The sequence below is a fragment of the Ensifer sp. Root954 genome (assembly GCF_001429005.1).
Classification (GTDB): Bacteria; Pseudomonadota; Alphaproteobacteria; order Rhizobiales; family Rhizobiaceae; genus Ensifer; species Ensifer adhaerens.
Map to the genome: position 1 here is coordinate 302,504 of NZ_LMJM01000025.1, position 22,768 is coordinate 325,271.

The 22,768-nt window shown below is 64.1% G+C and carries 28 protein-coding genes and 2 pseudogenes; 15 read left to right on the forward strand and 15 right to left on the reverse strand.

What is annotated here, in order from left to right:
- Positions 1-81: 81 nt before the first annotated feature.
- Together ASE71_RS20690 and ASE71_RS20695 are read right to left on the reverse strand one after the other, a co-directional pair.
- Positions 82-465: a VOC family protein gene (locus ASE71_RS20690; protein WP_060516004.1), complete on the reverse strand. Its 384-nt coding sequence runs from the start codon at positions 463-465 to the stop codon at positions 82-84.
- A gap of 207 nt (positions 466-672) precedes the next feature.
- Positions 673-1,557, reverse strand: coding sequence for an SDR family oxidoreductase (locus ASE71_RS20695; protein ID WP_060516005.1), 885 nt, complete (start codon positions 1,555-1,557; stop codon positions 673-675).
- Between the two features lie 200 nt (positions 1,558-1,757).
- On the opposite strand from ASE71_RS20695, the gene ASE71_RS20700 reads away from it, so the two are divergent.
- The 4 genes from ASE71_RS20700 to ASE71_RS37510 all read left to right on the forward strand — a co-directional run bounded on the left by ASE71_RS20700 (position 1,758) and on the right by ASE71_RS37510 (position 5,213).
- Positions 1,758-2,162 (forward strand): winged helix-turn-helix transcriptional regulator, encoded by a 405-nt coding sequence (locus ASE71_RS20700; protein WP_034792759.1) that lies wholly within the window; start codon positions 1,758-1,760, stop codon positions 2,160-2,162.
- 434 nt (positions 2,163-2,596) lie between these two features.
- Positions 2,597-3,877, forward strand: a complete 1,281-nt coding sequence (locus tag ASE71_RS20705) for an FAD-dependent oxidoreductase (protein WP_060516006.1) — start codon at positions 2,597-2,599, stop codon at positions 3,875-3,877.
- A 52-nt stretch (positions 3,878-3,929) separates the two neighbouring features.
- Positions 3,930-4,322, forward strand: a complete 393-nt coding sequence (locus tag ASE71_RS20710) for a glyoxalase/bleomycin resistance/dioxygenase family protein (RefSeq protein ID WP_060516007.1) — start codon at positions 3,930-3,932, stop codon at positions 4,320-4,322.
- A complete protein-coding gene (locus ASE71_RS37510) occupies positions 4,323-5,213 on the forward strand; it encodes a GrpB family protein (protein ID WP_063891134.1) in 891 nt (296 codons plus the stop codon). It begins immediately after the preceding gene.
- A 62-nt stretch (positions 5,214-5,275) separates the two neighbouring features.
- Here the strand turns inward: ASE71_RS37510 and ASE71_RS20720 are convergent, their stop codons facing one another.
- A complete protein-coding gene (locus ASE71_RS20720) occupies positions 5,276-5,995 on the reverse strand; it encodes an aspartate/glutamate racemase family protein (protein WP_082566229.1) in 720 nt (239 codons plus the stop codon).
- A gap of 189 nt (positions 5,996-6,184) precedes the next feature.
- Between ASE71_RS20720 and ASE71_RS20725 the strand changes: the two genes are divergently transcribed.
- Together ASE71_RS20725 and ASE71_RS20730 are read left to right on the forward strand one after the other, a co-directional pair.
- The gene (locus ASE71_RS20725) at positions 6,185-6,649 is read left to right on the forward strand and encodes an Lrp/AsnC family transcriptional regulator (protein WP_043622517.1); all 465 of its coding nucleotides are present in this window, start codon (positions 6,185-6,187) and stop codon (positions 6,647-6,649) included.
- 6 nt (positions 6,650-6,655) lie between these two features.
- Positions 6,656-7,252 (forward strand): isochorismatase family protein, encoded by a 597-nt coding sequence (locus ASE71_RS20730; RefSeq protein ID WP_060516009.1) that lies wholly within the window; start codon positions 6,656-6,658, stop codon positions 7,250-7,252.
- A gap of 23 nt (positions 7,253-7,275) precedes the next feature.
- Here ASE71_RS20730 and ASE71_RS20735 read toward each other — a convergent pair whose 3' ends face one another.
- A complete protein-coding gene (locus ASE71_RS20735; protein ID WP_060516010.1) occupies positions 7,276-8,262 on the reverse strand; it encodes a GlxA family transcriptional regulator in 987 nt (328 codons plus the stop codon).
- 70 nt (positions 8,263-8,332) lie between these two features.
- On the opposite strand from ASE71_RS20735, the gene ASE71_RS20740 reads away from it, so the two are divergent.
- Together ASE71_RS20740 and ASE71_RS20745 are read left to right on the forward strand one after the other, a co-directional pair.
- Entirely contained in the window at positions 8,333-8,647 is a 315-nt protein-coding gene (locus ASE71_RS20740; protein ID WP_060516178.1) for a DUF1272 domain-containing protein, read from the forward strand.
- A 128-nt stretch (positions 8,648-8,775) separates the two neighbouring features.
- On the forward strand, positions 8,776-10,044 hold the full coding sequence (locus tag ASE71_RS20745) for an NAD(P)/FAD-dependent oxidoreductase (RefSeq protein WP_060516011.1): 1,269 nt from the start codon (positions 8,776-8,778) through the stop codon (positions 10,042-10,044).
- A gap of 38 nt (positions 10,045-10,082) precedes the next feature.
- Here ASE71_RS20745 and ASE71_RS20750 read toward each other — a convergent pair whose 3' ends face one another.
- Positions 10,083-10,808, reverse strand: a complete 726-nt coding sequence (locus tag ASE71_RS20750) for a class I SAM-dependent methyltransferase (RefSeq protein ID WP_060516012.1) — start codon at positions 10,806-10,808, stop codon at positions 10,083-10,085.
- A 287-nt stretch (positions 10,809-11,095) separates the two neighbouring features.
- On the opposite strand from ASE71_RS20750, the gene ASE71_RS20755 reads away from it, so the two are divergent.
- Positions 11,096-11,569 (forward strand): hypothetical protein, encoded by a 474-nt coding sequence (locus ASE71_RS20755; RefSeq protein WP_051659258.1) that lies wholly within the window; start codon positions 11,096-11,098, stop codon positions 11,567-11,569.
- Between the two features lie 3 nt (positions 11,570-11,572).
- The gene (locus tag ASE71_RS20760; protein ID WP_034792791.1) at positions 11,573-12,805 is read left to right on the forward strand and encodes an HlyD family secretion protein; all 1,233 of its coding nucleotides are present in this window, start codon (positions 11,573-11,575) and stop codon (positions 12,803-12,805) included.
- 732 nt (positions 12,806-13,537) lie between these two features.
- Here ASE71_RS20760 and ASE71_RS20765 read toward each other — a convergent pair.
- Together ASE71_RS20765 and ASE71_RS20770 are read right to left on the reverse strand one after the other, a co-directional pair.
- A complete protein-coding gene (locus ASE71_RS20765) occupies positions 13,538-14,014 on the reverse strand; it encodes a GNAT family N-acetyltransferase (protein ID WP_034792793.1) in 477 nt (158 codons plus the stop codon).
- 188 nt (positions 14,015-14,202) lie between these two features.
- A complete protein-coding gene (locus ASE71_RS20770; RefSeq protein ID WP_034792795.1) occupies positions 14,203-14,634 on the reverse strand; it encodes a rhodanese-like domain-containing protein in 432 nt (143 codons plus the stop codon).
- An 86-nt stretch (positions 14,635-14,720) separates the two neighbouring features.
- On the opposite strand from ASE71_RS20770, the gene ftrA reads away from it, so the two are divergent.
- Positions 14,721-15,755 (forward strand): transcriptional regulator FtrA, encoded by a 1,035-nt coding sequence (ftrA, locus tag ASE71_RS20775; protein ID WP_113544704.1) that lies wholly within the window; start codon positions 14,721-14,723, stop codon positions 15,753-15,755.
- Between the two features lie 25 nt (positions 15,756-15,780).
- On the opposite strand, the gene ASE71_RS20780 is transcribed toward ftrA, so the two are convergent.
- The gene (locus tag ASE71_RS20780) at positions 15,781-16,764 is read right to left on the reverse strand and encodes a nucleoside recognition domain-containing protein (protein ID WP_060516013.1); all 984 of its coding nucleotides are present in this window, start codon (positions 16,762-16,764) and stop codon (positions 15,781-15,783) included.
- A gap of 119 nt (positions 16,765-16,883) precedes the next feature.
- Between ASE71_RS20780 and ASE71_RS20785 the strand changes: the two genes are divergently transcribed.
- Complete coding sequence (locus tag ASE71_RS20785) at positions 16,884-17,336, forward strand: Lrp/AsnC family transcriptional regulator (RefSeq protein WP_034792802.1); 453 nt, start codon at positions 16,884-16,886, stop codon at positions 17,334-17,336.
- 73 nt (positions 17,337-17,409) lie between these two features.
- Here ASE71_RS20785 and ASE71_RS20790 read toward each other — a convergent pair whose 3' ends face one another.
- Both ASE71_RS20790 and ASE71_RS20795 read right to left on the reverse strand, forming a co-directional pair.
- Positions 17,410-17,724 (reverse strand): NUDIX domain-containing protein, encoded by a 315-nt coding sequence (locus tag ASE71_RS20790; RefSeq protein WP_200949856.1) that lies wholly within the window; start codon positions 17,722-17,724, stop codon positions 17,410-17,412.
- Between the two features lie 338 nt (positions 17,725-18,062).
- On the reverse strand, positions 18,063-18,812 hold the full coding sequence (locus tag ASE71_RS20795) for an SDR family oxidoreductase (protein WP_060516014.1): 750 nt from the start codon (positions 18,810-18,812) through the stop codon (positions 18,063-18,065).
- A 251-nt stretch (positions 18,813-19,063) separates the two neighbouring features.
- Here ASE71_RS20795 and ASE71_RS20805 point away from each other — a divergent pair, with 251 nt between their 5' ends.
- Positions 19,064-19,339, forward strand: a complete 276-nt coding sequence (locus ASE71_RS20805) for a hypothetical protein (RefSeq protein WP_060516015.1) — start codon at positions 19,064-19,066, stop codon at positions 19,337-19,339.
- Here the strand turns inward: ASE71_RS20805 and ASE71_RS20810 are convergent.
- Positions 19,336-19,527, reverse strand: a complete 192-nt coding sequence (locus ASE71_RS20810; protein ID WP_034792850.1) for a hypothetical protein — start codon at positions 19,525-19,527, stop codon at positions 19,336-19,338. The two genes, ASE71_RS20805 and ASE71_RS20810, sit on opposite strands and share 4 nt — an antisense overlap.
- A gap of 33 nt (positions 19,528-19,560) precedes the next feature.
- Between ASE71_RS20810 and ASE71_RS37025 the strand changes: the two are divergent.
- Positions 19,561-19,650 (forward strand): annotated as a pseudogene (locus ASE71_RS37025) (DUF2280 domain-containing protein); the annotation flags it as partial.
- Positions 19,651-19,710: 60 nt separating this feature from the next.
- On the opposite strand, the pseudogene ASE71_RS20815 reads toward ASE71_RS37025, so the two are convergent.
- Positions 19,711-20,571 (reverse strand): annotated as a pseudogene (locus ASE71_RS20815) (LysR family transcriptional regulator); the annotation flags it as partial.
- Positions 20,572-20,684: 113 nt separating this feature from the next.
- Between ASE71_RS20815 and ASE71_RS20820 the strand changes: the two are divergent.
- Positions 20,685-20,909, forward strand: a complete 225-nt coding sequence (locus tag ASE71_RS20820) for a DUF1127 domain-containing protein (RefSeq protein ID WP_060516016.1) — start codon at positions 20,685-20,687, stop codon at positions 20,907-20,909.
- 66 nt (positions 20,910-20,975) lie between these two features.
- Here the strand turns inward: ASE71_RS20820 and ASE71_RS20825 are convergent, their stop codons facing one another.
- From ASE71_RS20825 to ASE71_RS20835, 3 genes are read right to left on the reverse strand one after another with little or no spacing between them, the layout of a single operon-like run.
- Entirely contained in the window at positions 20,976-21,548 is a 573-nt protein-coding gene (locus ASE71_RS20825) for a nucleotidyltransferase family protein (RefSeq protein ID WP_060516017.1), read from the reverse strand.
- Complete coding sequence (locus ASE71_RS20830) at positions 21,548-22,246, reverse strand: Type 1 glutamine amidotransferase-like domain-containing protein (RefSeq protein WP_060516018.1); 699 nt, start codon at positions 22,244-22,246, stop codon at positions 21,548-21,550. Before ASE71_RS20830 ends, ASE71_RS20825 begins: the two co-directional genes overlap by 1 nt.
- A gap of 44 nt (positions 22,247-22,290) precedes the next feature.
- On the reverse strand, positions 22,291-22,689 hold the full coding sequence (locus tag ASE71_RS20835) for a hypothetical protein (RefSeq protein WP_060516019.1): 399 nt from the start codon (positions 22,687-22,689) through the stop codon (positions 22,291-22,293).
- Positions 22,690-22,768: the final 79 nt, after the last annotated feature.

The following is a 22,768-nucleotide window of genomic DNA, read 5'->3' on the forward strand; positions in this document are numbered from 1 at the left end:
TGCCAGGCATCAGCCTTCCCATGCCGGCGAGCGCGGTGCTTGGGATGCCCGGCTACTGTGTCCCGCCAAGGCAGCGATGGGCTAACCGTTGTAGACGACGGAAATCTTGTTTCCGGAGGGATCGCGCATGTAGGCCGCGTACCAGTGCGGCCCATAATGCGGCCGCGGATTGGGGGCGCCCTCATCCGTTCCGCCATTGGCCATGCCTGCCTGGTAGAAGGCATCGACGTCCTGACGGGACTGGACCATGAAGCCGACCATCGAACCATTTCCAGCGCTTGCCGGTTCATTGTTGAAGGGCTTGCAGACCCACAGCACGGGACCATTGCCGGTTCCGCCTTCGGAATAGGCGCGCCAGTCCGGAAAGTCCGTGTGCGCCTTCCAGCCGATCGTCGCCAGGGTGGCATCGTAGAAGGCATTGGATCTGGCGGAATCCAATGTACCGACGGTCAGATAAACGCTCATGATTTCCCTTTTTTTAAGCGGTGAAGCCAGGAGAATTCATAGAGCGAAAACGTGAACAAAGCAAGAACAAATGGCAGTGACGACCATGGCGAAGATTGTCTGGCCGGCAGGGCGGGCAGCTCGTGCCCTCCCGGTGCCGACAGCATGGCAAAGGTCGTTTCGAGAGCCCGACGCCAACGGCCGGGCTCCCGCTGCCTGGCTTACCGCTTAGCTGGCAAGTCGCGCCTTGCTCGCTTCGAGAAAGGCGGCGAGCGTCACCGGCGTCGCGCCGGTCAGCGCGGTGACATCGCCCGTCACCATGTCGATGTGGCCCCCGCGGGTGTTGGCGTCGAAGGAAACGACGATCGGGATCAGGAAGTCCGGCAGGCCGGCGCTCTTCAGGCCGCCTGCGAGCGCCTCGTCGGAGATGTGCACGACGTTGAGGGACTTGCCGGTCGCCTTGGCGACGAGGGCTGCGATCTCGTCCGTCGAGCGCAGCTCGCCGCCCGTCAGCGTATAGGTGTGGCTCTCGCTTGTGGAGGCGGCAAGGGCTGCGGCTGCGGCCTTGGCGGCATCACCGCGGGCGATGTGGGCGAGGCGGCCTTCGCCCGAAGAAGAATACCATTGCCCGGTCTCAAGGGCATGCGGCAGCGCCATGAACAGGTTCTCCATGTACCAGCCGTTGCGCAGGATCGTATAGGGAATGCCGGTCGCCTTGATGGCGTTTTCAGTGCCGAGATGATCGGGTGCGAAGGGAATGACCGAGGTTTCCGGGCTCGGCATCGAAGTGTAGACGATGTGCTTGGCGCCGGCCTTCTTCGCAGCCGCGACGGCGGCCAGATGTTGCTTCAGCCGCTTGCCGGGCTGGTCCAGCGCGTCGGTCGAGATAATCAGGATCCGGTCGGCGCCGGCAAAGGCCTGGTCGAGCGAAGCGGGATCGTCGAAATCGGCGACGCGGGCCTGAACACCCCTGGCGATATAATCGGCGAGCTTCGCCGTATCGCGGCTGGTGGCGATGATCCGGGCCGGTGCGATGCCGGACGCAAGCAACTGGTCGAGCACGAGCTTGCCGAGTTGGCCGGTTGCGCCGGTGACGAGCAATGTATCGGACATGGTCTTTACCTTTTCTGTTTTGGCCGAGACGGAAACGCGCGCAGAACGCCGCGGCGCAGGCCTCGCCGGCTCTTCCTGCCGTTGCCTGGGAGATGCTTCGGCACATGGTCTCTTTTTGAGACTTGCTCTTATCGCGTAATCGCAGTAGGGCTGTAAAGGAGGCAGTTTTTTCTGCTGTGGTTACAAAAAGGGTACCGCCGATGAACAAGCCGACCGGGGACATGAAGGGCAAGCGCGTGGCGATCGTCTGCGGCGTGCCGATGGATATGGAAAACTGCCCGGTCCGCGACGTCATGGACAATATCGGCGGCAAGTGGAACTCGCTGATGATCCTGTCGCTCGCCGACGGCCCCTTGCGCTTCTCGCAGCTCCGCCGGCTGATCCCCGACATCTCCCAGCGCATGTTGACCCAGACGCTGCGGGACCTGCAGCGCGACGGCTACATCCACCGCACCGTCTACCCCACACAGCCGCCGAGCGTCGAATATGCGCTGACCGATCTCGGGCGCTCGCTGCTCGGCCTGCTCAAGCACTTCGTCGACTGGTCTGTGGAAAACCACGGCGCCATTCGGGCCGCGCGCGAGGTGTATGACGCGCAGGGGTAGGGCGTTTCGTAGCGGCGATGATGCCCCTTAGTCGCGGGTTGGTTGCGCTGTGGCGCGCCTGCTATTTTCGTGTCCGGTGATCGTTTCGTGGGGCTTGCCCCTCACCCTAACCCTCTCCCCGCAGGCGGGGAGAGGGGACGCGCCCGGTCGGAGCGTTGCCGAGTGGGGCAGCCGTCAGATGAGACCGAAGGCGCGCCGATCGTTGCCACGGTGACACAATTGGCGGGAGCGACGATGGAACGAGCGGGTGCCACGCGTACCCTTCGCCCGCCTGCGGGGAGAGGATGGCCGGCAGGCCGGATGAGGCGCGGCCACTTCATTGCAGCATGACGCAACGTCAAGCGCCACGCGCGACGTCGTGTCCCGGTGGCGTGACCTTGCCCTAGCACTTTGATTTTCCCTATAGTTTCGCCGATCATCTGCGTCGGGGAACCATGAAGAGACTTCATATCGGCATAGCGGGCGCCGGCCCGGCGGGGCTGGCAGCGGCACTGATGCTGTCGCGGCGCGGTCATCGGGTGGAGATCCTCGAGCGGTTCGACGCAGCTTCACCTGTCGGTTCCGGGCTGATGCTGCAGCCGACGGGGCTGACGGTCCTGAACACACTCGGCCTGTTGCAGCCGATGCTGGTCCTCGGCAGCCGGATCGACCGGCTCTATGGCGCCGATGCCAAATCCGGGCGCACCGTGCTCGACGTGCGCTATGATGCGCTCGCCGGTGGGCGCTTCGGGCTGGCGGTGCAGCGCGCGGCCCTCTTCAATACGCTTCACGATGCCGTGGCCGCGGCCGGGCTGCCGGTCAAGACCGGCGTCACGCTGACCGAGGTTCGAATGGCTGGCGGCAAGGCGGTGATGCTGGACGCGCAAGGGCATGAGGCGGGCGCCTATGATCTGGTGATCGATGCAAGCGGCGCACGCTCGGCGCTGGCAGCCGGTTCGACCGCCGCGCCCAAGGTGCGCGAGCTTGCCTATGGCGCCTTCTGGGCGACGCTCGACAGCGACGGCCTCAATCATGATCCGCACGCTTTGGTGCAGCGCTACGACCGGGCGAAGGTGATGATCGGCATCCTGCCGGCGGGCCGCGCGCGGATGGGCGAGCGCGACCGCGTCGCCTTCTTCTGGAGCCTCAAGGTAGCGGACGCAGACGTGATACAGCAGGCCGGGCTCGATCGCTGGAAGGCGCGCATTCTCGATTACTGGCCGGATTGTGCGCCGTTGCTGGATCAGATCAGTGACTGGGAGCAACTGACGTTGGCGCGCTATGCGCACCGCACGATGCGCCGGCCGGTCGCCGGCCGCATCGCCTTTGTCGGCGACAGCGCCCATTCGACGAGCCCGCAGCTCGGGCAGGGGGCGAATATGGCGCTGCTCGACGTCGCAGCACTTTCGCATGCGCTGGAGACGGCTGGCGATCTCGATGCCGCACTTGCCGCCTATGCCGCCGCACGCCGCAACCACGTCGCGCTGTTCCAGTTGCTGTCGCTTCTCTTCACGCCCTTCTACCAGTCGGACTCGACGGCTCTCGCCTGGCTGCGCGACAGGCTGGTAGCCACAGTTGCGCGCACCCCGCCGATGCAGGGGCTGCTCGCCTCGATCGTCTCGGGCACGCTGATCGACCCGTTCAAGCCGGCGGGGCTTGCCGAATGCGATTGGCAGGCGGTGCGGGGCGGCGCGGACGGGCGCGGCCAAGCGGCCGCTCCGGCGATTTCCACCTGAGACGGCCGCGAATCCTGTATCAAGGCGATCTGGATGGCGGATGGAGGGGGTGATGGCGGACGGCGTGGCGGCCATTCTGGTGCATGTGGCCGATACGCAGGCGGGTCTTGTCTGGTATCAGCGCGCATTTCCTGACGCTGAACATCGGTTTCTTGCCGCCTTTGATTTTTCCTATCTGCGGATCGGCACCATCGATCTCGAAATCGTCCAGGCCGACGAGAAGGTGGCGAGCGGTGCTGCCGGTTCCGTCGTCTACTGGGCGGTCGCGGACCTCGATCGGGCGCTCGCCCATTTCGAGGCGCTCGGCGCGGCTCTCTATCGCGGGCCGATGGCGATCCAGGAGGGGCTGTGGATGTGCCAGGTGCGCGACCCCTGGGGCAATTGTATCGGCCTTCGCGGGCCGCGTCCGGGAAAGGGTGGCATCGACCACGAGACGGAGCTCTGAATGGCGACACGGGTGGAAATCGTTGCCTATGATCCCAACTGGCCGCAGCGTTACCGGGAGATCGCGCAGGATCTCAGGCGCATCCTGGATGCGCTGGTCATCGCCGTCGATCATATCGGCAGCACGGCCGTTACCGGTATGACGGCAAAGGCCGTCATCGACATCGATGTCACTTTGAAGGGGCTGCCCGACATTGCGGCTGCCAGCGCCTTGCTCGTTGCGGCCGGCTATCAGGCGCGCGGCAACCGGTACGACGACGATGTCTGGGCCTTCATGCTGCAGGGGGTCGAACAGAATCGGCGCGTCTATCTCTGCCCGCCGGACAACGAGACACATCGACGGCGTCTTGTCTTCCGCGACCATCTGCGCAGCCATGCGGACACCGCCTTGGCCTACGCGGCGCTGAAGGCACGCCTCGCCGAGGCCTATCGATATGACGGCGATCGCTACACCGCTGAGAAGACGCGCTTCATCAACGCGATCGTCGACCGCGAAGACCGGATGACAGGAGATCGGTCCGCTATGGTGCAAGCAACAGTCACTTGCGAGATCCGCTACCGGCTGAAACCGGGTAGCCTGGCGGAATTCGAGGCCTATGCGCAAACCTGGATGACGCTGATCGAGCGGCACGGCGGGACGCATCACGGCTATTTCGTGCCGCGCGAAAAACCTGAGGGCGTCGGCGCCAGTTTTCCGGGGGTGGGTGAAGACGGAGCCGGCGACATCGCCGTCGCGCTCTTCACCTTTGCGGACGAGGCGGCGTATCTGCGCTATCGCAGCGATGTGGCCGCGGATCCCGATGGGATGGCAGCGAACGCGCTTTACGCCGACGATCCGCCGTTCGTGAGCTATGAGCGCGTCTTCCTGCAGCCGCTTGCGCGCCGCCGATAGCCGTCTTTGTGGCGGCTGATCCATGTGGCGCGATTTGGCAGCCTAGCCCCGCGCTCGGCTAACTACGCGGCCCGCTTGAGGCAAACCCCATCTAGTGCGAATTCGACGGCAGCTTCCGCGTGGATCGCGGTGGAATCGAAGCCCGGCAGCGGCAAGGCTCTCGGGTCGAGGGTCAGACAGATTTCGGTGCAGCCGAGGATGACGGCGTCCGCGCCTTCCGCTTCGGCCTTGTCGATCAATTCGATCAGCGCCCGGCGGGACGAGCGCAGCACCTTGCCGGCGCAAAGTTCGTCGAAGATGACATCGTGCACGAGGGTGCGGCCGTCCGCGTCCGGCACAAGGATGTCGATGCCGTGGCTTCTCATGCGCTCGGCATAAAAGCCGTGCTCCATGGTGTAGCGGGTGGCAAGCAGCAGCGGCCGGCGGCTGCCTGCGGCCTTCAGGCGCGCTGCCGTCTCGTCGATGATGTTGATGAGGGGGATGTCGATTGCTGCCTGAACCTGATCGGCGATCAGGTGCATGGTGTTGGTGCAGATCAGCACGCAGTCCGCACCGGCCGCTTCGAGGCCCTGGGCGACATTGGCAAGCCGCTTGGCAGCGTCTTCCCAACGGCCGGCCTTCTGCAGGTCGACGATCGACTGGAAGTCGACGGAATGCAAAAGCACCTCGGCCGAATGCAGCCCGCCCAGGTGGTCGCGAACGGCCTCGTTGACCATGCGATAGTAGACCGCCGAGCTTTCGAAGCTCATGCCGCCGATAAGACCGATCTTGCGCATAACCATTCCTCTCTGTCCGCTACTGCCGCCGTCCGTGGCGACCGTCGTTTGATGGGCTGAACTATGCCGCAGGGTCGGCGGCAATGGTTCGCTTTGATGGGAGCAAAAGCGGCCATGCGCGCGAATGGTTTGCGCATGTTGGAGTAAATGTGCAATTATGTAGCGTAGGAATTTCTGATCATGGGAGGGATCGGCGTGCTCGACGATAGAGACAGGAAGCTGCTGGCGCTGCTGCAGCAGGATGCGAGTGTGGCCGTCGGCGAATTGGCGGAGCGGGTGAACCTGTCGCTTTCGGCCTGTTCGCGCCGCATCCAGCGGCTGGAGGAGGCGGGTTACATCGCCAGGCGCATCGTCGTGCTCGACCGCGAGCGCATGGGCGTGCCGACGACCGTGTTTGCCCTGATCAAGACGGCGCACCACTCGGACGAATGGATCGAAACCTTCCGCCGGGCGATCAGCGACATCCCCGAAATCGTCGAGGCCCATCGTCTGACGGGAAATCATGACTATATCGTCAAGGTCGTGCTGCCGCGTGTCGAGCACTACGACGTGGTCTACAAGCAGATCGTGCGCAAGGTCGAACTCTTCGACGTCTCCGCCTCGATCTCGATGGAAATCCTGAAGAGCGGCACGGCGGTGCCGGTCGATTATGCGGTGTGAGGCGAAATGACGAATGACGCTGTGAGCAAGGCGGTCGGTGGCGACGTTGCCGATGCGCTGGTGATTGTCGATGTGCAGCGGGCCTTCATTTCCGGGCCTGAAGCCGTGCCCGGCCATGTCGATCTGCAACGGGCCGTTGGCCTGCTTCTGCAGAAGGCGCGTTCGGCCGGCGTGCCGGTGATCTTCCTGCAGAACGATGGGCCCAAGGGCGCTGTCGACGAACTGGAGACCGATGGCTGGCAGTTGTTCTTTGCCGCCAAGGCAGGTGAGGTGGTGGTGCGCAAACGGCACGACGACGGCTTCGACGGCACCGATCTCGAAGACCAGCTCCGGGCGCGCAAGGTCGAGACGATCGCGATCTGCGGCATGCTTTCGGAGATGTGCCTGGCGGCGACAGCCCGCACGGCCATGGCTAAGGACTTCACGGTGATCCTCGCCAATGACGCACACGCCACCTATGACGTGCCGCCCGGGCCTGGCCGCTCGCCGATGGTGCCTGCGCGTCTCGCCGCACGCGCGGCCGAATGGTCGCTCGGTGACGAGATCGTGCTCACGGATGCGGTGGAAGACATCGCCTTCGCCGTCGCGTCTCCGTCCCCTTAAGCTTCCCCTCCGGGTTTCGTCCGTCAGGGCGGGCCGAAGCGGGCCGCATAGTCCGAGGGCGCGATGCCCTTGCGGCGCTGAAAGGCGCGGCGCATGCGCTCGGCGTTGCCGAAGCCGAAGAGGAACGGGGCTTGCGAGACGGACACGTCTCTGCGCTCGATCGCCTCGCAGGCCGCATCGACCCGCAATTCCTCGACGAACTGCGCCGGGCTTGCGCCCACCTCCTGCGTGAACAGGCGGGAGAAATTCCGCTCGCTCATGCGCGCCATGTCCGCAAGCCGCGGCACGGAGAGGTCGGCTGCCAGATCGGCGCGGATCTCGGCCACCAGCGCATCGAAGCGGTCGCCTCGGCTCGTCATCTGCTGGTGCAGGGCAGCGCTGAACTGGCGCTGGCCGCCCGTGCGCTTGACGTAGAGCACCAGGGAGCGCGCGAGCCGCAGGGCCTCGCTGCGGCCGAGGTCCTCTTCGACCATCGCAAGCGCCATGTCGATGCCGGCGGTCACGCCGGCGGAGGTCCAGATGCCGCGATCCTGCTCGTAGATCGAATCCTCGCGCACGTCGATATCTGGGAAATCCTGCTGCAGCTGGGCGCAATCTTCCCAATGGGTCGTTGCGCGCCGCCCATCAAGATGGCCGCCGCGCGCGAGAATGAAGGCGCCGAGGCAGATGGAGCCGAGGCGCCGACATCGGCCGGCCATGGCCGCCAGGAATGCTTGCAGCCCTTCCGAATTCGCCGCTTCGAGCGCGCTTTGCCCGCCCGAGACGAGCAGGGTGTCGGGCGCGGTGCAATCGGAGAACGGACGGGTATCGAGCGCAACGCCTGTGTCCGTTGCGACCGGGCCGCCGAACTCAGAGACCAGCGCGATGGAATAGGCCCGGGAGCCCAACGCGGTGCGGGTGTCGTTGAAGACCTGCAGCGGGCCGGTCACATCGATCAGCTTGGTGCGATCGAAGAGCACGATCGCGACGGTCCGCGCGGCATTCTCGGGGTTGGCATAAAACGAGGGCATATTGTCATTTATGCCAAAGGCTTTTCATGGGAGCAAGCGGGGACATCATCCGCAACCGATGGAGCCGACCATGCTTGAACTCAGACCGAACTGCGAACTGTGCGACCGCGACCTGCCGCCGGCGTCCGCGGACGCGCGCATCTGCTCTTACGAATGCACCTATTGCGCAAGCTGCGTGGAAACGGTGCTTCACAATGTCTGCCCGACCTGCGGCGGCGGATTTGCGCCAAGGCCGATCCGGCCCCAGCAGTCCTTTCGCCCGGAAAAGCGGTTGGGTCTCGGCTTTGATCCCGCCAGCGACGTACGTCGCCATTCACCGTTTACGGCTAAGGATATTGCGGCGCATGTAGCGCGGATCCGGCATCTCGCGCCGAACGAGCGCTGACGGTTGCGGGCTGTTCTTGACTTTTTGCAAGGGTGACATGAGGTGGTTGCGCTTGTCCTTGGCGGTCACAACCCCAATGTTGTGGCATGTCCAACGGAAGGCCGGTCGCAAAGCCGACTGGAAAGAACATGCAGGACAGGCATCACGTGGTCGTTGTCGGCGGCGGGTTTGGCGGATTGCAACTCGTCAAGGGGCTTGCCGGCGCGCCGGTGAGGATCACCCTCATCGACCGGCGCAACCATCATCTCTTCCAGCCCTTGCTCTACCAGGTGGCAACAACGCTGATCGCGACCTCTGAAATCGCCTGGCCGATCCGCAGCCTCTGGCGCGACCGGCCGGAGGTGACGACGCTGCTTGGCGAGGTGAGCGATGTCGACGAAGCCGGAAAGGCCGTGGTGCTCAGGGACGGCAAGCGGATCGGCTACGACACGCTGGTGCTGGCGACCGGGGCGACGCATGCCTATTTCGGCCATGACGAATGGGAGCCCTTTGCCCCCGGCTTGAAGACGCTGGAAGACGCGACGACGATCCGGCGGCGGGTGCTGCTCGCCTTCGAGCGCGCCGAGCTCGAAGAGGATCCTGATCTCCGTGCCGCCCTCCTGACCTTCACCGTCATCGGTGCCGGCCCGACCGGCGTCGAGCTTGCCGGCATCATCGCCGAGATGGCGCACCGCACGCTTCCCGACGAATTTCGCCGCATCGACACGCGGCAGGCCCGTGTGATCCTGGTGGAAGCGGGGCCGCGCATTCTCGCCGCCTTCAGCGAGGATCTTTCGGCCTATGCGGTCAAGGAGCTGGAGCGGCTCGGCGTCGAGGTTCGCACCGGTACACCCGTGACATCCTGCACGGAAGAGGGCGTTGTCATCGGCGACCAGTTCGTCGGCAGCCGTACGCTCGTCTGGGCCGCCGGTGTGCAGGCCTCGCCCGCTGCCCGCTGGCTGGATATCCCGGCCGACCGCGCCGGCCGGGCGATCGTCGGTGCTGACCTCACGGCTCCCGGCCATCCCGACGTTTTCGTCATCGGCGACACGGCTGCCGTCACCTATGACGGCGGCAAGCCGGTGCCGGGCATTGCGCCGGCCGCCAAGCAGCAGGGCGCCTATGTGGCCGACGTCATCCGCGCGCGGCTTTCAGGCGACAAGCCGCCCGGAGACTTCCGCTATCGCCACCAGGGCAGCCTTGCCACCATCGGTCGGCGCGCGGCGATCATCGATTTCGGCCGCTTCAAGCTCAAGGGCGCGCTTGCCTGGTGGATCTGGGGCATCGCCCACATCTACTTCCTGATCGGCACGCGCAGCCGCTTCGCCGTCGCCTGGAGCTGGTTCTGGACGTATCTGAGCGGACAGCACAGTGCCCGGCTGATCACCCAGAAGGAGACGCTGAAGGAGAAGGGGTAATGGCGAGAGGCGGCCAATGTAACGGCCGTCGTCGTCGCTTACTTCTGCACCTTCACGATCAGGATCATCGGCCGGTCCATCTCTTCGGCCAGAGCCGGGATCTCGGCGATCTGCTCTTGCGTCGGCCGCCATTCCTCGACGTGGCGGATGGCGAAGCCTGCGCCAATCAGCGTGTTCAGCGTCGTGCCGATGGTGCGGTGGTGCTTGATCACGCCCTTGGCCAGCCAGTTCGTCGTGCGCGGGCCTTCGGCTGAGTAGTGATCAACGGGCCAGGTGCGCTCGCCATCGGTGATGCGCCAGCCGGGATTGTGCGGGGCCATGTAGATCGGGTGCTCGATGGTGAAGACGAAATGGGCGCCGGGTACCAGCGCCTTGTGGATGGTCGCGACCAGCCGGCCGAAATCCTCGATATAGTGGAAGGCCAGCGAGCTGTAGGCGAAGTCGAAGCTCGTTTCGGGCAGGTCGAGCTGGTCGAGATCGGCAATCTTGTAGTCGATTGCTGGATCTGATGTGTCGGCCTTGGCGCGGGCGATCATCTTCTCGGAGAGATCGAGCCCGAGCACATGGGCGGCACCGGCCTCGCGGGCGTGGCGCGAAAACCAGCCATAGCCGCAGCCGAGATCGACGACGCGGCTTCCGGAAAGATCCGGTAGGAGCGCGCGAATCGCCGGCCATTCCGCGGCCCCGGCAAGACCATGCACCGAGCGCCCGAGCTGGCTGTAGCCCTCGAAAAACTCCTGACGATCATAGATGTTCTGGGCCATGGCGGTCTCTCCTTCTGGCTGTACTTGTGCCGGCACGCGCCGCGAAAGGGGCGCGGGCGTCTGCGCGCGTTAGGGCGAGTGGGCATCCGGTGCCGTTACCGCGGGAACAGCATGTGCCTTTCGATCCTGCTCGAAACCGGCGGCGCTTCGAAGTGCCGGCGCGTCGATTGATAGGGCGCGTGTTGCCGCAAGGTCAAGTTGCGGCTGAAGTGCAAGCTTCTATTTCGTTTTTTTTGAGGGGTGCTAATGTTCGATTCTCGTGGTCCAGTCCGATTTGCGGAGGCGTAATGTCCGAAGCCATCCATCCTGCAGCCATCCATCACCTGCCGGGCTTTATTACAGCCCCGGGCCAGTCCGACTGGCTTTTGAACGCGGTTGCCGTTTTTCTGATCGTGGCGATTTTCGCGCTCGGAACACTCTATCTCAGGCTGCATTCGCTGCCGGAGGTCATGGCGCACAAGACCAACAAGATCCAGCTGGAGCTGGTGGCGGTCCTGGCGCTCCTGTCGCTGCTCACCCATAACAACCTCCTGTGGGGCGCAGCTCTGCTTTTGGCCTTGATCGACCTTCCCGATTTCTCCTCGCCGCTTTCATCGATCGCCGGTTCGCTGGAGCGGATTGCCGGCAAGGTGGACCAGCCGACCGTGCCGGAGGCGAGGGACGTGGAGGCCGAGCCTGCAGCAAGCCACCCACAGCCGCACGCGTTGCCCGGCCACGGCCACGCATCGCCCGCTCAGCCATCGACGGAAGGGAAGGCATAAGCCATGTTCGAGTTTATCCTTTGCTCGATGCTGACCATCCTGCCCGACTATCTCTTCCGCCGTTACGGCCAGGGAAAACGCATCGGGCGCGAGATCACTATCTATTCGGTCTGGTTCGAGCTGCGCTGGGGTATTACCGCCTGCATCGTTCTGACCATCTCCCTGATCACGCTGATTTTCTACTTCCACCCGTCGACGAAGAACGTAACCGCGGCTTTCCGTACGGTCGCCGTGCTGCCGGAGACCAACGGGCGCGTCACCGAGATCTATGCCACGCGCTTTGAGAAGGTGAAGGCCGGCCAGCCGCTGTTCAAGCTCGACAGTTCGGAGGAGGAAGCGGCCGCCGAAGTCGCCCGCCGCCAGATCGCCGAGGTTGACGCCGAATTGGCTGTCGGTCGCACCGAGCTTGTTGCCGCTGATGGCGCGATCGTCCAGGCACAGGCCGACGTGAAGCAGGCCGAGGACGAATACAACACACAGGTGGAGCTTAACCGGCTCAACCCGAACGTCGTTGCCCGCCGCGAAATCGAGCGCAAGCAGGTGCTTCTCGAAGGGCGCAAGGGCGCGCTGACCGCTGTGCTTTCCAACAAGCAGACGCTGGAGACGAAGCTGCAATCGCTGCTGCCGTCGCAGAAGGCCAGCGCCGAAGCGGCGCTGAAGCAGGCGGAGGTCGATATTACCAAGACCACCGTGCGCGCCGGCGTGTCCGGCACGCTGCAGCAGTTCACGCTTCGGGTCGGCGAAATCGTCAACCCGCTGCTGAGGCCAGCGGGCGTGCTCGTGCCGGAAGACGCGGGCCGGGCCCGGCTGGTGGCCGGCTTCGGGCAGATCGAGGCTCAGGTGATGAAGCCCGGCATGATCGGCGAGGCGACCTGCGTCGGCAAGCCGTTCACCATCATTCCGCTCGTCGTCACAGAGGTGCAGGACGTGATTGCCTCCGGCCAGGTGCGCGCCAGCGACCAGCTGATCGACGTTACGCAGATCTCGCAACCCGGCACGCTGACCGTGGTCATGGAGCCGCTTTATCCCGGCGTGCTCGACGACGTTCCGCCCGGCAGCAGTTGCATCGCCAATGCCTACACCAGCAACCACGACGAACTGGACAAGCCGGGGATCAGCACGCTGCAGTGGGCCTATCTGCACGGTGTCGATGCCGTTGGCCTCGTGCATGCGGCGATCCTGCGCATTCAGGCGCTGATGCTGCCGGTGCAGACGCTGGTGCTCGGCGGGCATTAAGCACGAAGACACGCGGCCGGGGTTTCCGATCCCGGCCGGCGCCTGCCGCCTGCAGATATTCCCCTTCAGGCGGGCCACCGCTTCCTTCAGCCTCGTCCGATCGGCCTGCAAACGTTGAACCCCCTCCTTGCAGGCGGGTCCCATCTTCCAGCGCCAAAGCCCGCGCGGGGTCCTCGCGGTTGAAGCGGTCGCGTGTGCCGTCGAATTGCGATGCGAGACAGCGCATCTTCGCGCGGCAAGATCGCTTCGGCTGCATCGTCGATCTTGCCGGGATCGATGGTTTCAAGGGCGTGGAATTCAACGGACAGCTTCCCACCTGAAAGGCCGCAATGTTTGCGGGAGCGATCTATGCGGCGCTATCTTCCGTTGCGTCTATGCCTTGCCTCCTTCTCTGGAAGGCCCCGAGAGCGCCGGGCCGTCACGGAGGGAAAAGGGGTGTCCAAAAATGATTGAGCCCCCGTGGGGACGGAGGCTCAAGCGCGCAATAAAATTAATAAAGCAACTGCACTGCAATATAACCACAAGCATGCATACTCTTCCGGGGATTGCATACTTCCGGGGCGCAATCGCAAGTACAGTGTGGCAAAAGCGTGATCTGAAAGCAATGGATTTTAAGGGGATTTTAATAGTCAATTTGGGTTACGGGAAAATCCCCAGCTTTTTCACCCAATCGGGTCAGGATTTTCCTGACGGTAGCCCGCATGGACAAAGACAAATCCCCCACACTCCCTTTTAGGTCTCGTCGGTCCCGATCGGCAGCGTCCAGGGCTCCCATATCGCATCGTGTATCGCGCCCTGGCGCAGGTAGAAGCGCTTGGCATTTTCGTTGCTCGCAAGCACCGACCATTCGATGCGCGGTGCGCCGATCGCTGCGGCATGACGTTTCAAGGCGTCGATCAGCGCCGCGCCGGCCCCCAGGGAACGTGCTGTTTCATCGACGAAAAGTTCCTTCAGCACCAGCGTCGGCTTCAGATCGTAGGTCCAGGGGATGACGTAATGCACAGCGATGCCGATGACACGGCTGCCAAACTCCGCGACCAGCACGCCAAAGCGTGGGTTGTCGCCAAGCCCATGCTCGATCAGATCGCTCTCGGTCACGCGGAACGCGTCAATATAAGCTTCGAAGACTGCAAGGCCGCGCATCAGCCGCAGCACGCAGGCGACGTCATCTCGTTTAAATGGGCGGACGATAACGGGTGACGCGGGCATCGCGATATCTCGTGCAAAGGGGTTAGCTGGCCGGGGCGGGTTACCGAGGGCCGGTGGAAGGCCGAACTTGCCGCATCATTTGCCGCAATCGCGATCGATTTCAGGCTGAAATCGATCGCGATCCAAAATGCTGCAGTGCCGCGCATCCGGCAAGGCGTGCGGCGCTGCAAAGGGCGTTTGGCGCCGGCTTAAGCAGCGAGCAGAGACAGCGCTTCGCCGGGGGTAGCGCCGGTCGCAAACGCGAGGCCTTCGTCTTCCCAGCCGGTGATGCCGCCGATCATGATTTTCACCGGCCGGCCGAGCCTGGCGAGCTTGAGTGCGGCCTGGTCGGCGCCGTTGCAATGGGGGCCGGCGCAATAGGCGACGAAGAGGGTATCGGCCGGCCACTCTGCCAAACGCTCCGCAGTGATCTGCCGGTGGGGCAGGTGGATCGCGCCCGGCACGTGGCGGCGCGCATAGGCCGCATCCGAGCCGACGACGTGCAGCAGCACGAAGTCCTGCTCGCCGCTCTTCAGCGCCTGGGCGACGTCGGAGCAATCGGTCTCGACGCTGAGCCGCCCGGCAAAATGGGCAATGGCGATCTCAGGCGATGCGGCGGGAATTTCGGTGACGGTGCTCATCGGGGTTCTCCTTGGCTCGGTGCGCGTTGACGAGGAAATGTGTAGCAGCACTGGATCAGGGCTGGCAGTTGGCAACATTGCCATATATGCTCAAGATCATGCCAAAGTCGTTTTCCGTTGCCGCACCACTCACAAACCCGCTCGTCGTGGCGCTCGCCTATGACGGGCTCTGTACCTTCGAGTTCGGCGTCGCCGTCGAGATGTTCGGCCTGCCGCGGCCGGAAATGGGCGAGGGCTGGTACCGTTTTGCCGTCGCCTCGGTCGATCCGGGTGAGCTTAGGGCGACCGGCGGCGTTCGCTTTGTCGCCGACGGCGGCATCGAGCTTTTGGGCCAGGCCGGCACGATCATCGTGCCCGGCTGGCGCGGCGCCGATCAGCCCGTGCCCGAGGCGGTGTGCCAGGCGCTGAGGGACGCCTGCGCGCGGGGCGCGCGCGTGCTTTCCATCTGCTCCGGCGTCTTCGTGCTGGCGGCTGCCGGGCTGCTATCGGGCCGGCGGGCGACGACCCACTGGCGCTATACCGACAAGCTGAAAGCGCTTTATCCAGACATCGAGGTGGTGCCGGATGTGCTCTATGTCGATGGCGGCGAGGTTCTGACCTCGGCTGGCAGTGCGGCCGGCATCGATCTCTGCCTGCACCTGATCCGCCGCGATTTCGGCAGCGAGGCGGCCAACCGCGTCGCCCGCCGTCTCGTCGTGCCGCCGCATCGCGATGGCGGCCAGGCGCAGTTCATCGAGCGGGCGGTGCCCGACGTGCATGAGAGCGCCCGGCTCGGGCCGCTGCTTGACCGTATGCGCGAACGGCTCGGTGAGGACTTTTCGATTGCGGCGCTGGCAAAGGCTGCGGGCATGAGCGAGCGCACCTTCCTGCGCCGCTTCGAGGCGGCGACCGGCACGACGCCGGCGCGCTGGCTTTTGTCCGAGCGGCTGTCGCGCGCCCGGCAATTGCTGGAGGAGACCGCGCTCGGCATGGAGCAGGTGGCGGAAGCCTCCGGCTTCGGCTCCACCCAGACGCTGCGTCATCACTTCCGCCAGCAGCTTTCGACGACACCCGCCGCCTACCGTGCCGCCTTCGGGCGGATGGCGGGGCCGGCATCAGTGGCAGAAATCGCGGCGGAGTAGGTCCGCCGCGCCTCGATAGCAGGCTTCAAGCCTCCGACAAGGCAGGCTCGCCGCCGTCCTTGCGGAAGAACGACCCGAAGAACACGGCGTCGGGTGCTGCGGCGATCGCCCTGGCGACGATGGCCGTGGCGACGATGGCAAAGACCAGCCGGCCGAAGAAGACGCTGGTGAAATCCGCCCCCAGCGCCACGACCACCAGCGTGTCCTCGATGAGGCTATGGCCAAAGCCCATGAAGACGCAGGCGAGGAACACCTGGCGCGGCTCGACCTTGGCCTCGCGCGCCTCGCGGATCAGAAGCGCGCCACCATAGGAAATGCCAAGCAGGACGCCGACGGCGGCAAAGGGCACGGTCTCGGTCTTGACGCCCGCAAGGCGAAAGAGCGGCGCCATGCCCCGGTTCAGCCATGCGAGGATGCCGACGAGCTTGAGGATCTCGATCGTCCAACTGAGCGCGAGCAGCACGACGAGCATGGTCAGAAGCGTCTTCAGCGTGCCGAAGGCGAAGGCGACCCAGCCGGAGCCCTCGTTGGCCGGGATCCAGGTGGGGGCGAGCGGGGTTGCAAGCCATCCGGTGACGGCGAAGAGCTGATGCAGGAGGGCTGCGAAGATGAGGCCGCCGCCGATCCTTATCGCGGCGGTGACGAGGAAGCTTGGGCCCGCCTTCTGGATGATGCGCTGTTCGATCGGGATGGCATGCGCCACCAGCATCAGCGCTGAAAACACCGTCATGTCGGCAGTCGTCAGCTCCGAGACCGGCACCAGCGCGAAGACCACGACGACGGCGCCCCAGATGCCGACGAGCAGGCCGGTGAGCCACGCGAAGGCAAACTCGGGCGGCAGGCCGATCACCGTCATGACCGGCTCAAAGGCGGGTGCGACCGCGCGGATCACGCCGAGTTCCTGCAGCACATGGGTGACGATGGTGACGGGCACGATGATGCGCACCAGATCGAAGTAGACTTCGAGGGTGGCAAGTGTCTTGCGGTAGAGGATGATCAGGACGGTCATGGCGGTCTCTCCTTGGGATGTTGTCCAAGGACTAACGCCAGGCCGTTCGCAGTTGTGGTCAAAATATGCACCTTTGTGCAATAAAATTGCAAATGACCGCAACAGGGGGACGGACGGGGATGGACAAGATCGACAGCAAGCTCTTGAGGCTCTTGCAGGTGGATGCCTCTCGCACCAATGCCGAGCTTGCGGAAGAGGTTGGCCTTTCGCCATCGAGTTGCCTGCGTCGCATCAGGCGGCTACACGAGACCGGCGTCATCGACCGGATCGTCGCGGTGCTTAATCCGGCAAAGGCTGGTCGCACCATGAAGGCGATCATCACAGTCGAGCTCGAGCGCCACGGCGAGCAATATATCCGCCGCTTCCTCGACATGGCGGAAAAGGAGCCGGCAGTGATCCAGGCCTACAGCGTCAGCGGCGAGACCGACGCCATTTTGATGCTGCGGCTGAAAGACATGGACGAGCTCGACGCGCTGACCGAGCGGCTGTTTCGCGAGGAAACCAATGTCGCGCGCTACTACACCGCCTTCGTGATCCGTACCGGCAAGGAGACGACGGAGATACCGGTGTGAGAAGACACCGAACCACGGGGGACGACCCGAAACGACAGGCGCTGGCGGGCCGGCGGTCCCGACGGGATCCCGATCAAGTGTTTTCGACGAGATAATCGCGCAATCTACTCTTCAAACTCTCGACGACTTCAGGGTGTTTCAGGAAGTCAGCGATCGACATCATTGCCCACTGCTGGCCCTCGTCGCCAAACCTTACAGGCCCGAAACCCTCTTCGAGCTTGCCAACAAGGAAGTAACTTCCAGGGGCGATCGTATTCTGCGCCGGATAATACCGCGTCCACACGATCCACGCCGGATCGACCGCGATATCGAACTCCTCGCGGGTCTCCCTGATTGCGCACTCGACCGGGCTCTCATCATCTTCTCGTCCGCCCCCGGAAGATCCCACATGCCGGGGAAGGGGATTTCCGGCTTCTGATCACGCTGGTAGGCAATCAAAAGCCCCTGAAAGAGCAATGCGATTTTTGCACCCTTGAAGGGGATGAAGGCCATTTGCGAAACCCTGCGCTTGCTGAGCGAAGCTCAACTCTCGTCTTCGATGAATCCCGATTTTTTGCAAAGCCGAAGATCTTGCAATTTGGCAACGCTCGCAATGATTGTTTCTGGTGTGACACAACCCGGCGTTTTCCGGCTATACCATCCTGACAGGCGTCGTCTTATCTGGACCGGAAAAGCCGGTTGACCGGGAGCATGACTAGAAATCTGCCCCCGGCGCTTGAGCTGCCGTTACTTCACTGCAGCGTTCCCTCCATCGGCAAAGAGCGCCGCACCGGAGACGAAACTTGCCATCGGGCCTGAGAGGAAGAGGGCGGCCTGGGCGATTTCTTCCGGCTGGGCGATGCGCTTCATCGCGTGCAGGCCGGCCGCCCATTCCTTGTTTTCCTTGCTGCCGGCCGCCGGCGTGTCGACGCCGCCGGGCAGGAGCGCATTGGCGCGGATGCCCTTTGCGCCATAGTCGGCAGTGATGCCCTTGACGAGGCCCATCAGGCCGGCCTTTGCCGCGCCATAGGCGGCCATGCCGGGAATACCGACGCTGGTGCCGACGAAGGTGGAGGTGAAGACCAGCGAGCCGCCGTCACGCGCGAGCATTGCCGGGATCTGGTGGCGGGCGCCGAGGAAGGCGGAGGTGAGGTTGGTGGCAAGCGATTGCTGCCATTCCTTGAACGTGATCTCGGCGACCGGCTTCATGACGTTGACCGCGCCGGCATTGTTGACGGCGATGTCGAGGCCGCCGAAATGCTTGAGCGCCGCTTCCACCAGCCGGATATGGGTTTCTTCCGCGGTGACGTCGCCGCCAACCGCGATCGCTTCGCCGCCGTCCTCGCGGATCGCTTCGACGACGGCGTCAAGCTGCTCTTCGCCGCGGGCGTTGGCGACGATCTTCGCACCCTCGGCGGCAAAGAGCCTGGCGACCGCACGGCCGATGCCGGAGGAGGCGCCGGTGACGATCACGATATTGTCTTGCAGCATGGTCATGGACTTTTCCCTTCTCTTGATTGATGCGCCCTGACTACTGCCGGCGGGCATCAGCGCCCACCCGATTTCCGATCGGTGATTGTGACGGCGCAGATTCTCAATCGCCCCGGTGGCATAGTCCGGGCCGACAACGAGGGCAGCGAAGAAGGGATGCTGAGGACCTATGGCGGCAGCCGCCATTGCAGCGCGGCGCGGATCGAGACGGACCTCGACTTCAGCGTCGGCACGGAGAATGCAACGGCACGGCCTGCATGAAGAGGCGGCTCTGGTCGATGGTGGCGAAGCCTGACGCCTTCCGGCTGATCGCCGCGGAGGCGGCACTGACCGACTATCGCGGCCACAACCCGGCCGCCCAGTCTTCGTCATCCGTGCACACGACGTCCGAGGCGTTCGCCGGCGTGGTCAGACATAATGGTGCAGATGCTGCCGGCGTCCGGGCCATGGTCGATACAGCCAACCAGAAACCCGAGATCGCCAGAGTGCAGATCGCCCATGCCTGCGGCACCTGCCAGCTTCTATTCGCTTAGTCTTTATCCGGCGCAGTTGACATATCGCGCATGACTGCCTCAGCCGCGACTTCGGCATTGCGTCTTGAGCCCGAGATGGTTCCGGATTTTATGAGCTGCTTGCCATCAAGCAGTAGCTGCCAGTTCCATGTGTTCAGGCCGCGTCCCTGGATGCGGAGTTTCAATCTGTCGGGATCGTACTTCGTCACTGCTTGCTCCTTTGACTGCACTTTGACAGATCAATGGCCAAACCAAAACTAAGCGATGAGGTCAAGACCTACATCGTAAAGGCTCTGGCATGCTTCGACAGCCCGCCCGTCGTCGCTGCGGCGCCTTTGGCGGCCCTGCGTCCGGCCCTCGGGCGTATCTAGTCCAGTCGCCGTTGTCTTCAGCGCGGCCAGCGTTTCGCGCAGCGCCCGGTCCAGCCGCTTGTCGCTTCGAAGCACCAGGGCGAAGCGGCGGAAGAGCGTTGGGGTGACGGGCCGCACCACCAGCCGTTCCCGGTCGCCGGGGCGAAGGGCGATTTCCGGAACGAGGGCTGAGCCGAGGCCGACGGCGACCATCTCCTTGATCGCGTCGACGCTGCCGAGCGCCATCACCGGCTTGACGGTCGTGCCTGTGGTGGCCAGCCATTCGTCGGTGATCCTTCGCGTGTTGGCGCCGGGCTCGTAGAGGATCAGCGGCCGTTCAGCCAGGATCGCGGGCGTGACGGTATCGGGCAGGGCAGTTCCGAGCGGCGCAATCGCCACGAAGCGCTCGTCGAAGAGCGGCGTAATGTCGAAGATGCGGCCTGAAACGGGCAGGCTGACGAGGCCGATGTCGATGAGGTTCTCGTCGACAGCGCGCACGATGTCGGCGCTGTTGCCGGTTGTCACGGTGATGTCGAGATCGGGAAAGCGGCGCTTGAGGTCGGCCAGAAGCGGCGGCAGCAGGAAGGCGCACGGGGTGGCGCCGGTGCCGAGCCGGACGCGCCCGAGAACGCCTTTGGCGTGGCGGGCGACGGCCTCGATCGCCCGGCTGGTGGCAGCCTCGATGCTGCCGGCATGGGCCAGCAGCTCCTCGCCGGCCGCACTCGGCCGCGCCCTGCGGCCGACCCGCTCGACCAGGCGCACGCCGAGCTGCTTCTCCAGCACCCGCACCTGCAGGCTGACCGCCGGCTGGGTCAGGCCCAAGCGCTCGGCGGCGGCCGAGAAGCTGCCGAGTTCGGCGACCAGCGCGAAGGTTTTGAGATAATCGAGGTTGAGAGCACTCATGCCCAGGTTTCTCTTATTGTCAAAGTTTCTCTTATGCGTGGAATAGGAATGCTAAGCTTCTTTTAGGAGATGTCGAGGCGCAGACTGTTTCCATGGTTGGAAAAGAAACATGGATGTTCGACATGATTCGGGAACTCGGTTTTTATCTCGTTGCTTCGCCGCGCTCGCGGTACTGGCAATTGCAGCAACTGCGCGAACTGGATGCTGAGCATCTGGCCGATATCGGCCTGACGGAGGCGGAAGCTCAGCTTGGAAGGCGCAAGGTTGCGCCGGTTCCGGCGCGCGAAGGGGCCGTCGTCGTTCCGCATGCGGACTCCGCACGGGCGGGCGCGATGTAGCGGTTTCGGCCCGCGCACTGTTCCCGACCACAACTGGTGGGGCGCCAGTGACAGGAGCGTCTCGTCTCAAGCCGGCCTCACGTCCCACCTTTCGATCGCAAGGCCCGGCCAAAGGGCGCGCCACCGTTCCACTTTGCGCTCGTAGATGGCGCGGGTGATCTGGCTCTTGTTGGCGCGCACGATCGGTGCGAGCAGGTCCTCAAGGCCGAAAGGGGCGCAGGTCTCCAGTCCGCCCCGGGACGGGCGAAGTCCGACGGCGGTTGCAGTCGTCGGAAATGTAGCGATCGCGTCTCGCGTCGATAGATAGGGCCTGATCGGCGTGCCGAACTTGTCCTCGTACCAGAGGTGAACGCGTGCCTCGTTCTTGACGTCGATCCGCACGGGTAGATCCGCAAACAGGCCTTCGATCCGCTTCGCATGCGTGGCCTCCGCCTCTTGCGAGAGGTCGTCACCGTCGAAATAGACGATGTCGATATCGCTGATGCCGTGCGTCGGCGGCAGGTCGAAGGCATGGTTCCAGACGGTCTGCGCTATCGCGCCGGCCGCCAGCCAGCCATCGGGCAGGGCAATCCGGTCCCAGCGATCGAGGATCGGAGCCAAGAGCGGGCTCTTAAGGATGATAGTCTGCAGGTCCGTCATCAAATCTGCATCGGCATGAAGCCTTGAAGCATGCTTTCCGCCGGTGCTCGCGCGGCTCCCGCCGAGATCCATAGAGGATCTCCAAGACACTCGATCCGCCCGTCTGCAACGACGATGCCGTCGCCGTCGTTGCAGGCAAGGATCGGTCGCGGCGTCGACAGGCTGTAGCGCAAGAGAGCGGGCAGGTAGCTCTTGTCGTCGCTCAGGTGCGGGAAGAACTCGAAGGGCGTGAGATCGAGTGCAGCGCCGTCCTCGATGTCCTCGGGCCGTTCACCGATGAAGAGCGCATCGGTCGCGATCGTCGGCGCCATGAGAATGGCGCCGGCGCTGACGCCGATGAGGATGCCGCCGGACTGTGCCCAGTCGCGAAGCGGCCCGAGCATGCCGCTTCGCTTCAGCCGTTCGAGAAAGCCGCCGGTGTGACCGCCTGCAAGGTGAATGGCGTCTGAGGCGAAGAGCCCTGCAATGTCGTCTGCCGAATGCGGTTCGTCGAGATCGAAGAACAGCGCGAGATCGAGACCCAGCCTGCCGTAATAGGCCCGCCCGGCAAGGAAGAAGCCGCGGTCCGGTTCCGGACCGGAGGCGACATAGGCGATGCGTTTTCCAGCGCCGCCTGCCGCCATCATCTCCACAAGCCTGAGGTCGATCGCCGAGCAGGCGGGGACGATCTGGTCGCTGTAGAGGACGAGGTTGAGCATGTCTTTCCTGTCGTGACGAAGGGCTATAGCCCGGTTCGCTCGGGCTAGCCCGCGATCGCCTTCACCCGGCGGCCGTAACGCCAGATCCCGAGCCAGCTGAAATAGTTGACGAGAAGCGACAGGCAAAGCCAGAGCAGAGTGGTGAAGTCATCACCGCCTTCGAACTGACCGGCAAATCGCACGACGCTGATCAGCGACAGGCCGCCGAGAAGGATGCCGAGCAGCCAGCTGTAGGGCCGCCAGAACCCGAACGGCGGGACCTGCAAATTAAAGGCGTAAGCGACGAGACCGATCGCCGTTGCCAGCGCCATGACCAGGCTGACGCCGCCGAGGATCTTGATCCCGTATGCCATCTCGTCCCAAAAGCTCAGGAGCAGCGTCGCGCCTATGACCAGGCCGAAAGCAAGGCTGAGCACGTAGAAAATTGCAAATGCCTTCCACATCGCGAATCATCCTGTATCTGCGTTGGTGGCAGCTTCGGCGGTGATGGGCGCCTTGTCTATCGTTCGTCGGGCGAGGTTG

What these genes read in the sequence shown, in the direction of transcription:
- ASE71_RS20745 (WP_060516011.1), top strand. Translation starts at nt 8,776, where the DNA reads ATGCAGGACAGGCATCACGTGGTCGTTGTCGGCGGCGGGTTTGGCGGA.
- ASE71_RS20720 (WP_082566229.1), bottom strand. Translation starts at nt 5,995, where the DNA reads ATGGTTATGCGCAAGATCGGTCTTATCGGCGGCATGAGCTTCGAAAGC.
- ftrA (WP_113544704.1), top strand. Translation starts at nt 14,721, where the DNA reads ATGCTCAAGATCATGCCAAAGTCGTTTTCCGTTGCCGCACCACTCACA.
- ASE71_RS20750 (WP_060516012.1), bottom strand. Translation starts at nt 10,808, where the DNA reads ATGGCCCAGAACATCTATGATCGTCAGGAGTTTTTCGAGGGCTACAGC.
- ASE71_RS20835 (WP_060516019.1), bottom strand. Translation starts at nt 22,689, where the DNA reads ATGTGGAAGGCATTTGCAATTTTCTACGTGCTCAGCCTTGCTTTCGGC.
- ASE71_RS20795 (WP_060516014.1), bottom strand. Translation starts at nt 18,812, where the DNA reads ATGACCATGCTGCAAGACAATATCGTGATCGTCACCGGCGCCTCCTCC.
- ASE71_RS20780 (WP_060516013.1), bottom strand. Translation starts at nt 16,764, where the DNA reads ATGACCGTCCTGATCATCCTCTACCGCAAGACACTTGCCACCCTCGAA.
- ASE71_RS20695 (WP_060516005.1), bottom strand. Translation starts at nt 1,557, where the DNA reads ATGTCCGATACATTGCTCGTCACCGGCGCAACCGGCCAACTCGGCAAG.
- ASE71_RS20830 (WP_060516018.1), bottom strand. Translation starts at nt 22,246, where the DNA reads ATGCTCAACCTCGTCCTCTACAGCGACCAGATCGTCCCCGCCTGCTCG.
- ASE71_RS20690 (WP_060516004.1), bottom strand. Translation starts at nt 465, where the DNA reads ATGAGCGTTTATCTGACCGTCGGTACATTGGATTCCGCCAGATCCAAT.
- ASE71_RS20805 (WP_060516015.1), top strand. Translation starts at nt 19,064, where the DNA reads ATGAAGAGGCGGCTCTGGTCGATGGTGGCGAAGCCTGACGCCTTCCGG.
- ASE71_RS20700 (WP_034792759.1), top strand. Translation starts at nt 1,758, where the DNA reads ATGAACAAGCCGACCGGGGACATGAAGGGCAAGCGCGTGGCGATCGTC.
- ASE71_RS20740 (WP_060516178.1), top strand. Translation starts at nt 8,333, where the DNA reads ATGCTTGAACTCAGACCGAACTGCGAACTGTGCGACCGCGACCTGCCG.
- ASE71_RS20705 (WP_060516006.1), top strand. Translation starts at nt 2,597, where the DNA reads ATGAAGAGACTTCATATCGGCATAGCGGGCGCCGGCCCGGCGGGGCTG.
- ASE71_RS37510 (WP_063891134.1), top strand. Translation starts at nt 4,323, where the DNA reads ATGGCGACACGGGTGGAAATCGTTGCCTATGATCCCAACTGGCCGCAG.
- ASE71_RS20785 (WP_034792802.1), top strand. Translation starts at nt 16,884, where the DNA reads ATGGACAAGATCGACAGCAAGCTCTTGAGGCTCTTGCAGGTGGATGCC.
- ASE71_RS20710 (WP_060516007.1), top strand. Translation starts at nt 3,930, where the DNA reads ATGGCGGACGGCGTGGCGGCCATTCTGGTGCATGTGGCCGATACGCAG.
- ASE71_RS20820 (WP_060516016.1), top strand. Translation starts at nt 20,685, where the DNA reads ATGTTCGACATGATTCGGGAACTCGGTTTTTATCTCGTTGCTTCGCCG.
- ASE71_RS20825 (WP_060516017.1), bottom strand. Translation starts at nt 21,548, where the DNA reads ATGACGGACCTGCAGACTATCATCCTTAAGAGCCCGCTCTTGGCTCCG.
- ASE71_RS20755 (WP_051659258.1), top strand. Translation starts at nt 11,096, where the DNA reads ATGTCCGAAGCCATCCATCCTGCAGCCATCCATCACCTGCCGGGCTTT.
- ASE71_RS20730 (WP_060516009.1), top strand. Translation starts at nt 6,656, where the DNA reads ATGACGAATGACGCTGTGAGCAAGGCGGTCGGTGGCGACGTTGCCGAT.
- ASE71_RS20760 (WP_034792791.1), top strand. Translation starts at nt 11,573, where the DNA reads ATGTTCGAGTTTATCCTTTGCTCGATGCTGACCATCCTGCCCGACTAT.
- ASE71_RS20770 (WP_034792795.1), bottom strand. Translation starts at nt 14,634, where the DNA reads ATGAGCACCGTCACCGAAATTCCCGCCGCATCGCCTGAGATCGCCATT.
- ASE71_RS20735 (WP_060516010.1), bottom strand. Translation starts at nt 8,262, where the DNA reads ATGCCCTCGTTTTATGCCAACCCCGAGAATGCCGCGCGGACCGTCGCG.
- ASE71_RS20765 (WP_034792793.1), bottom strand. Translation starts at nt 14,014, where the DNA reads ATGCCCGCGTCACCCGTTATCGTCCGCCCATTTAAACGAGATGACGTC.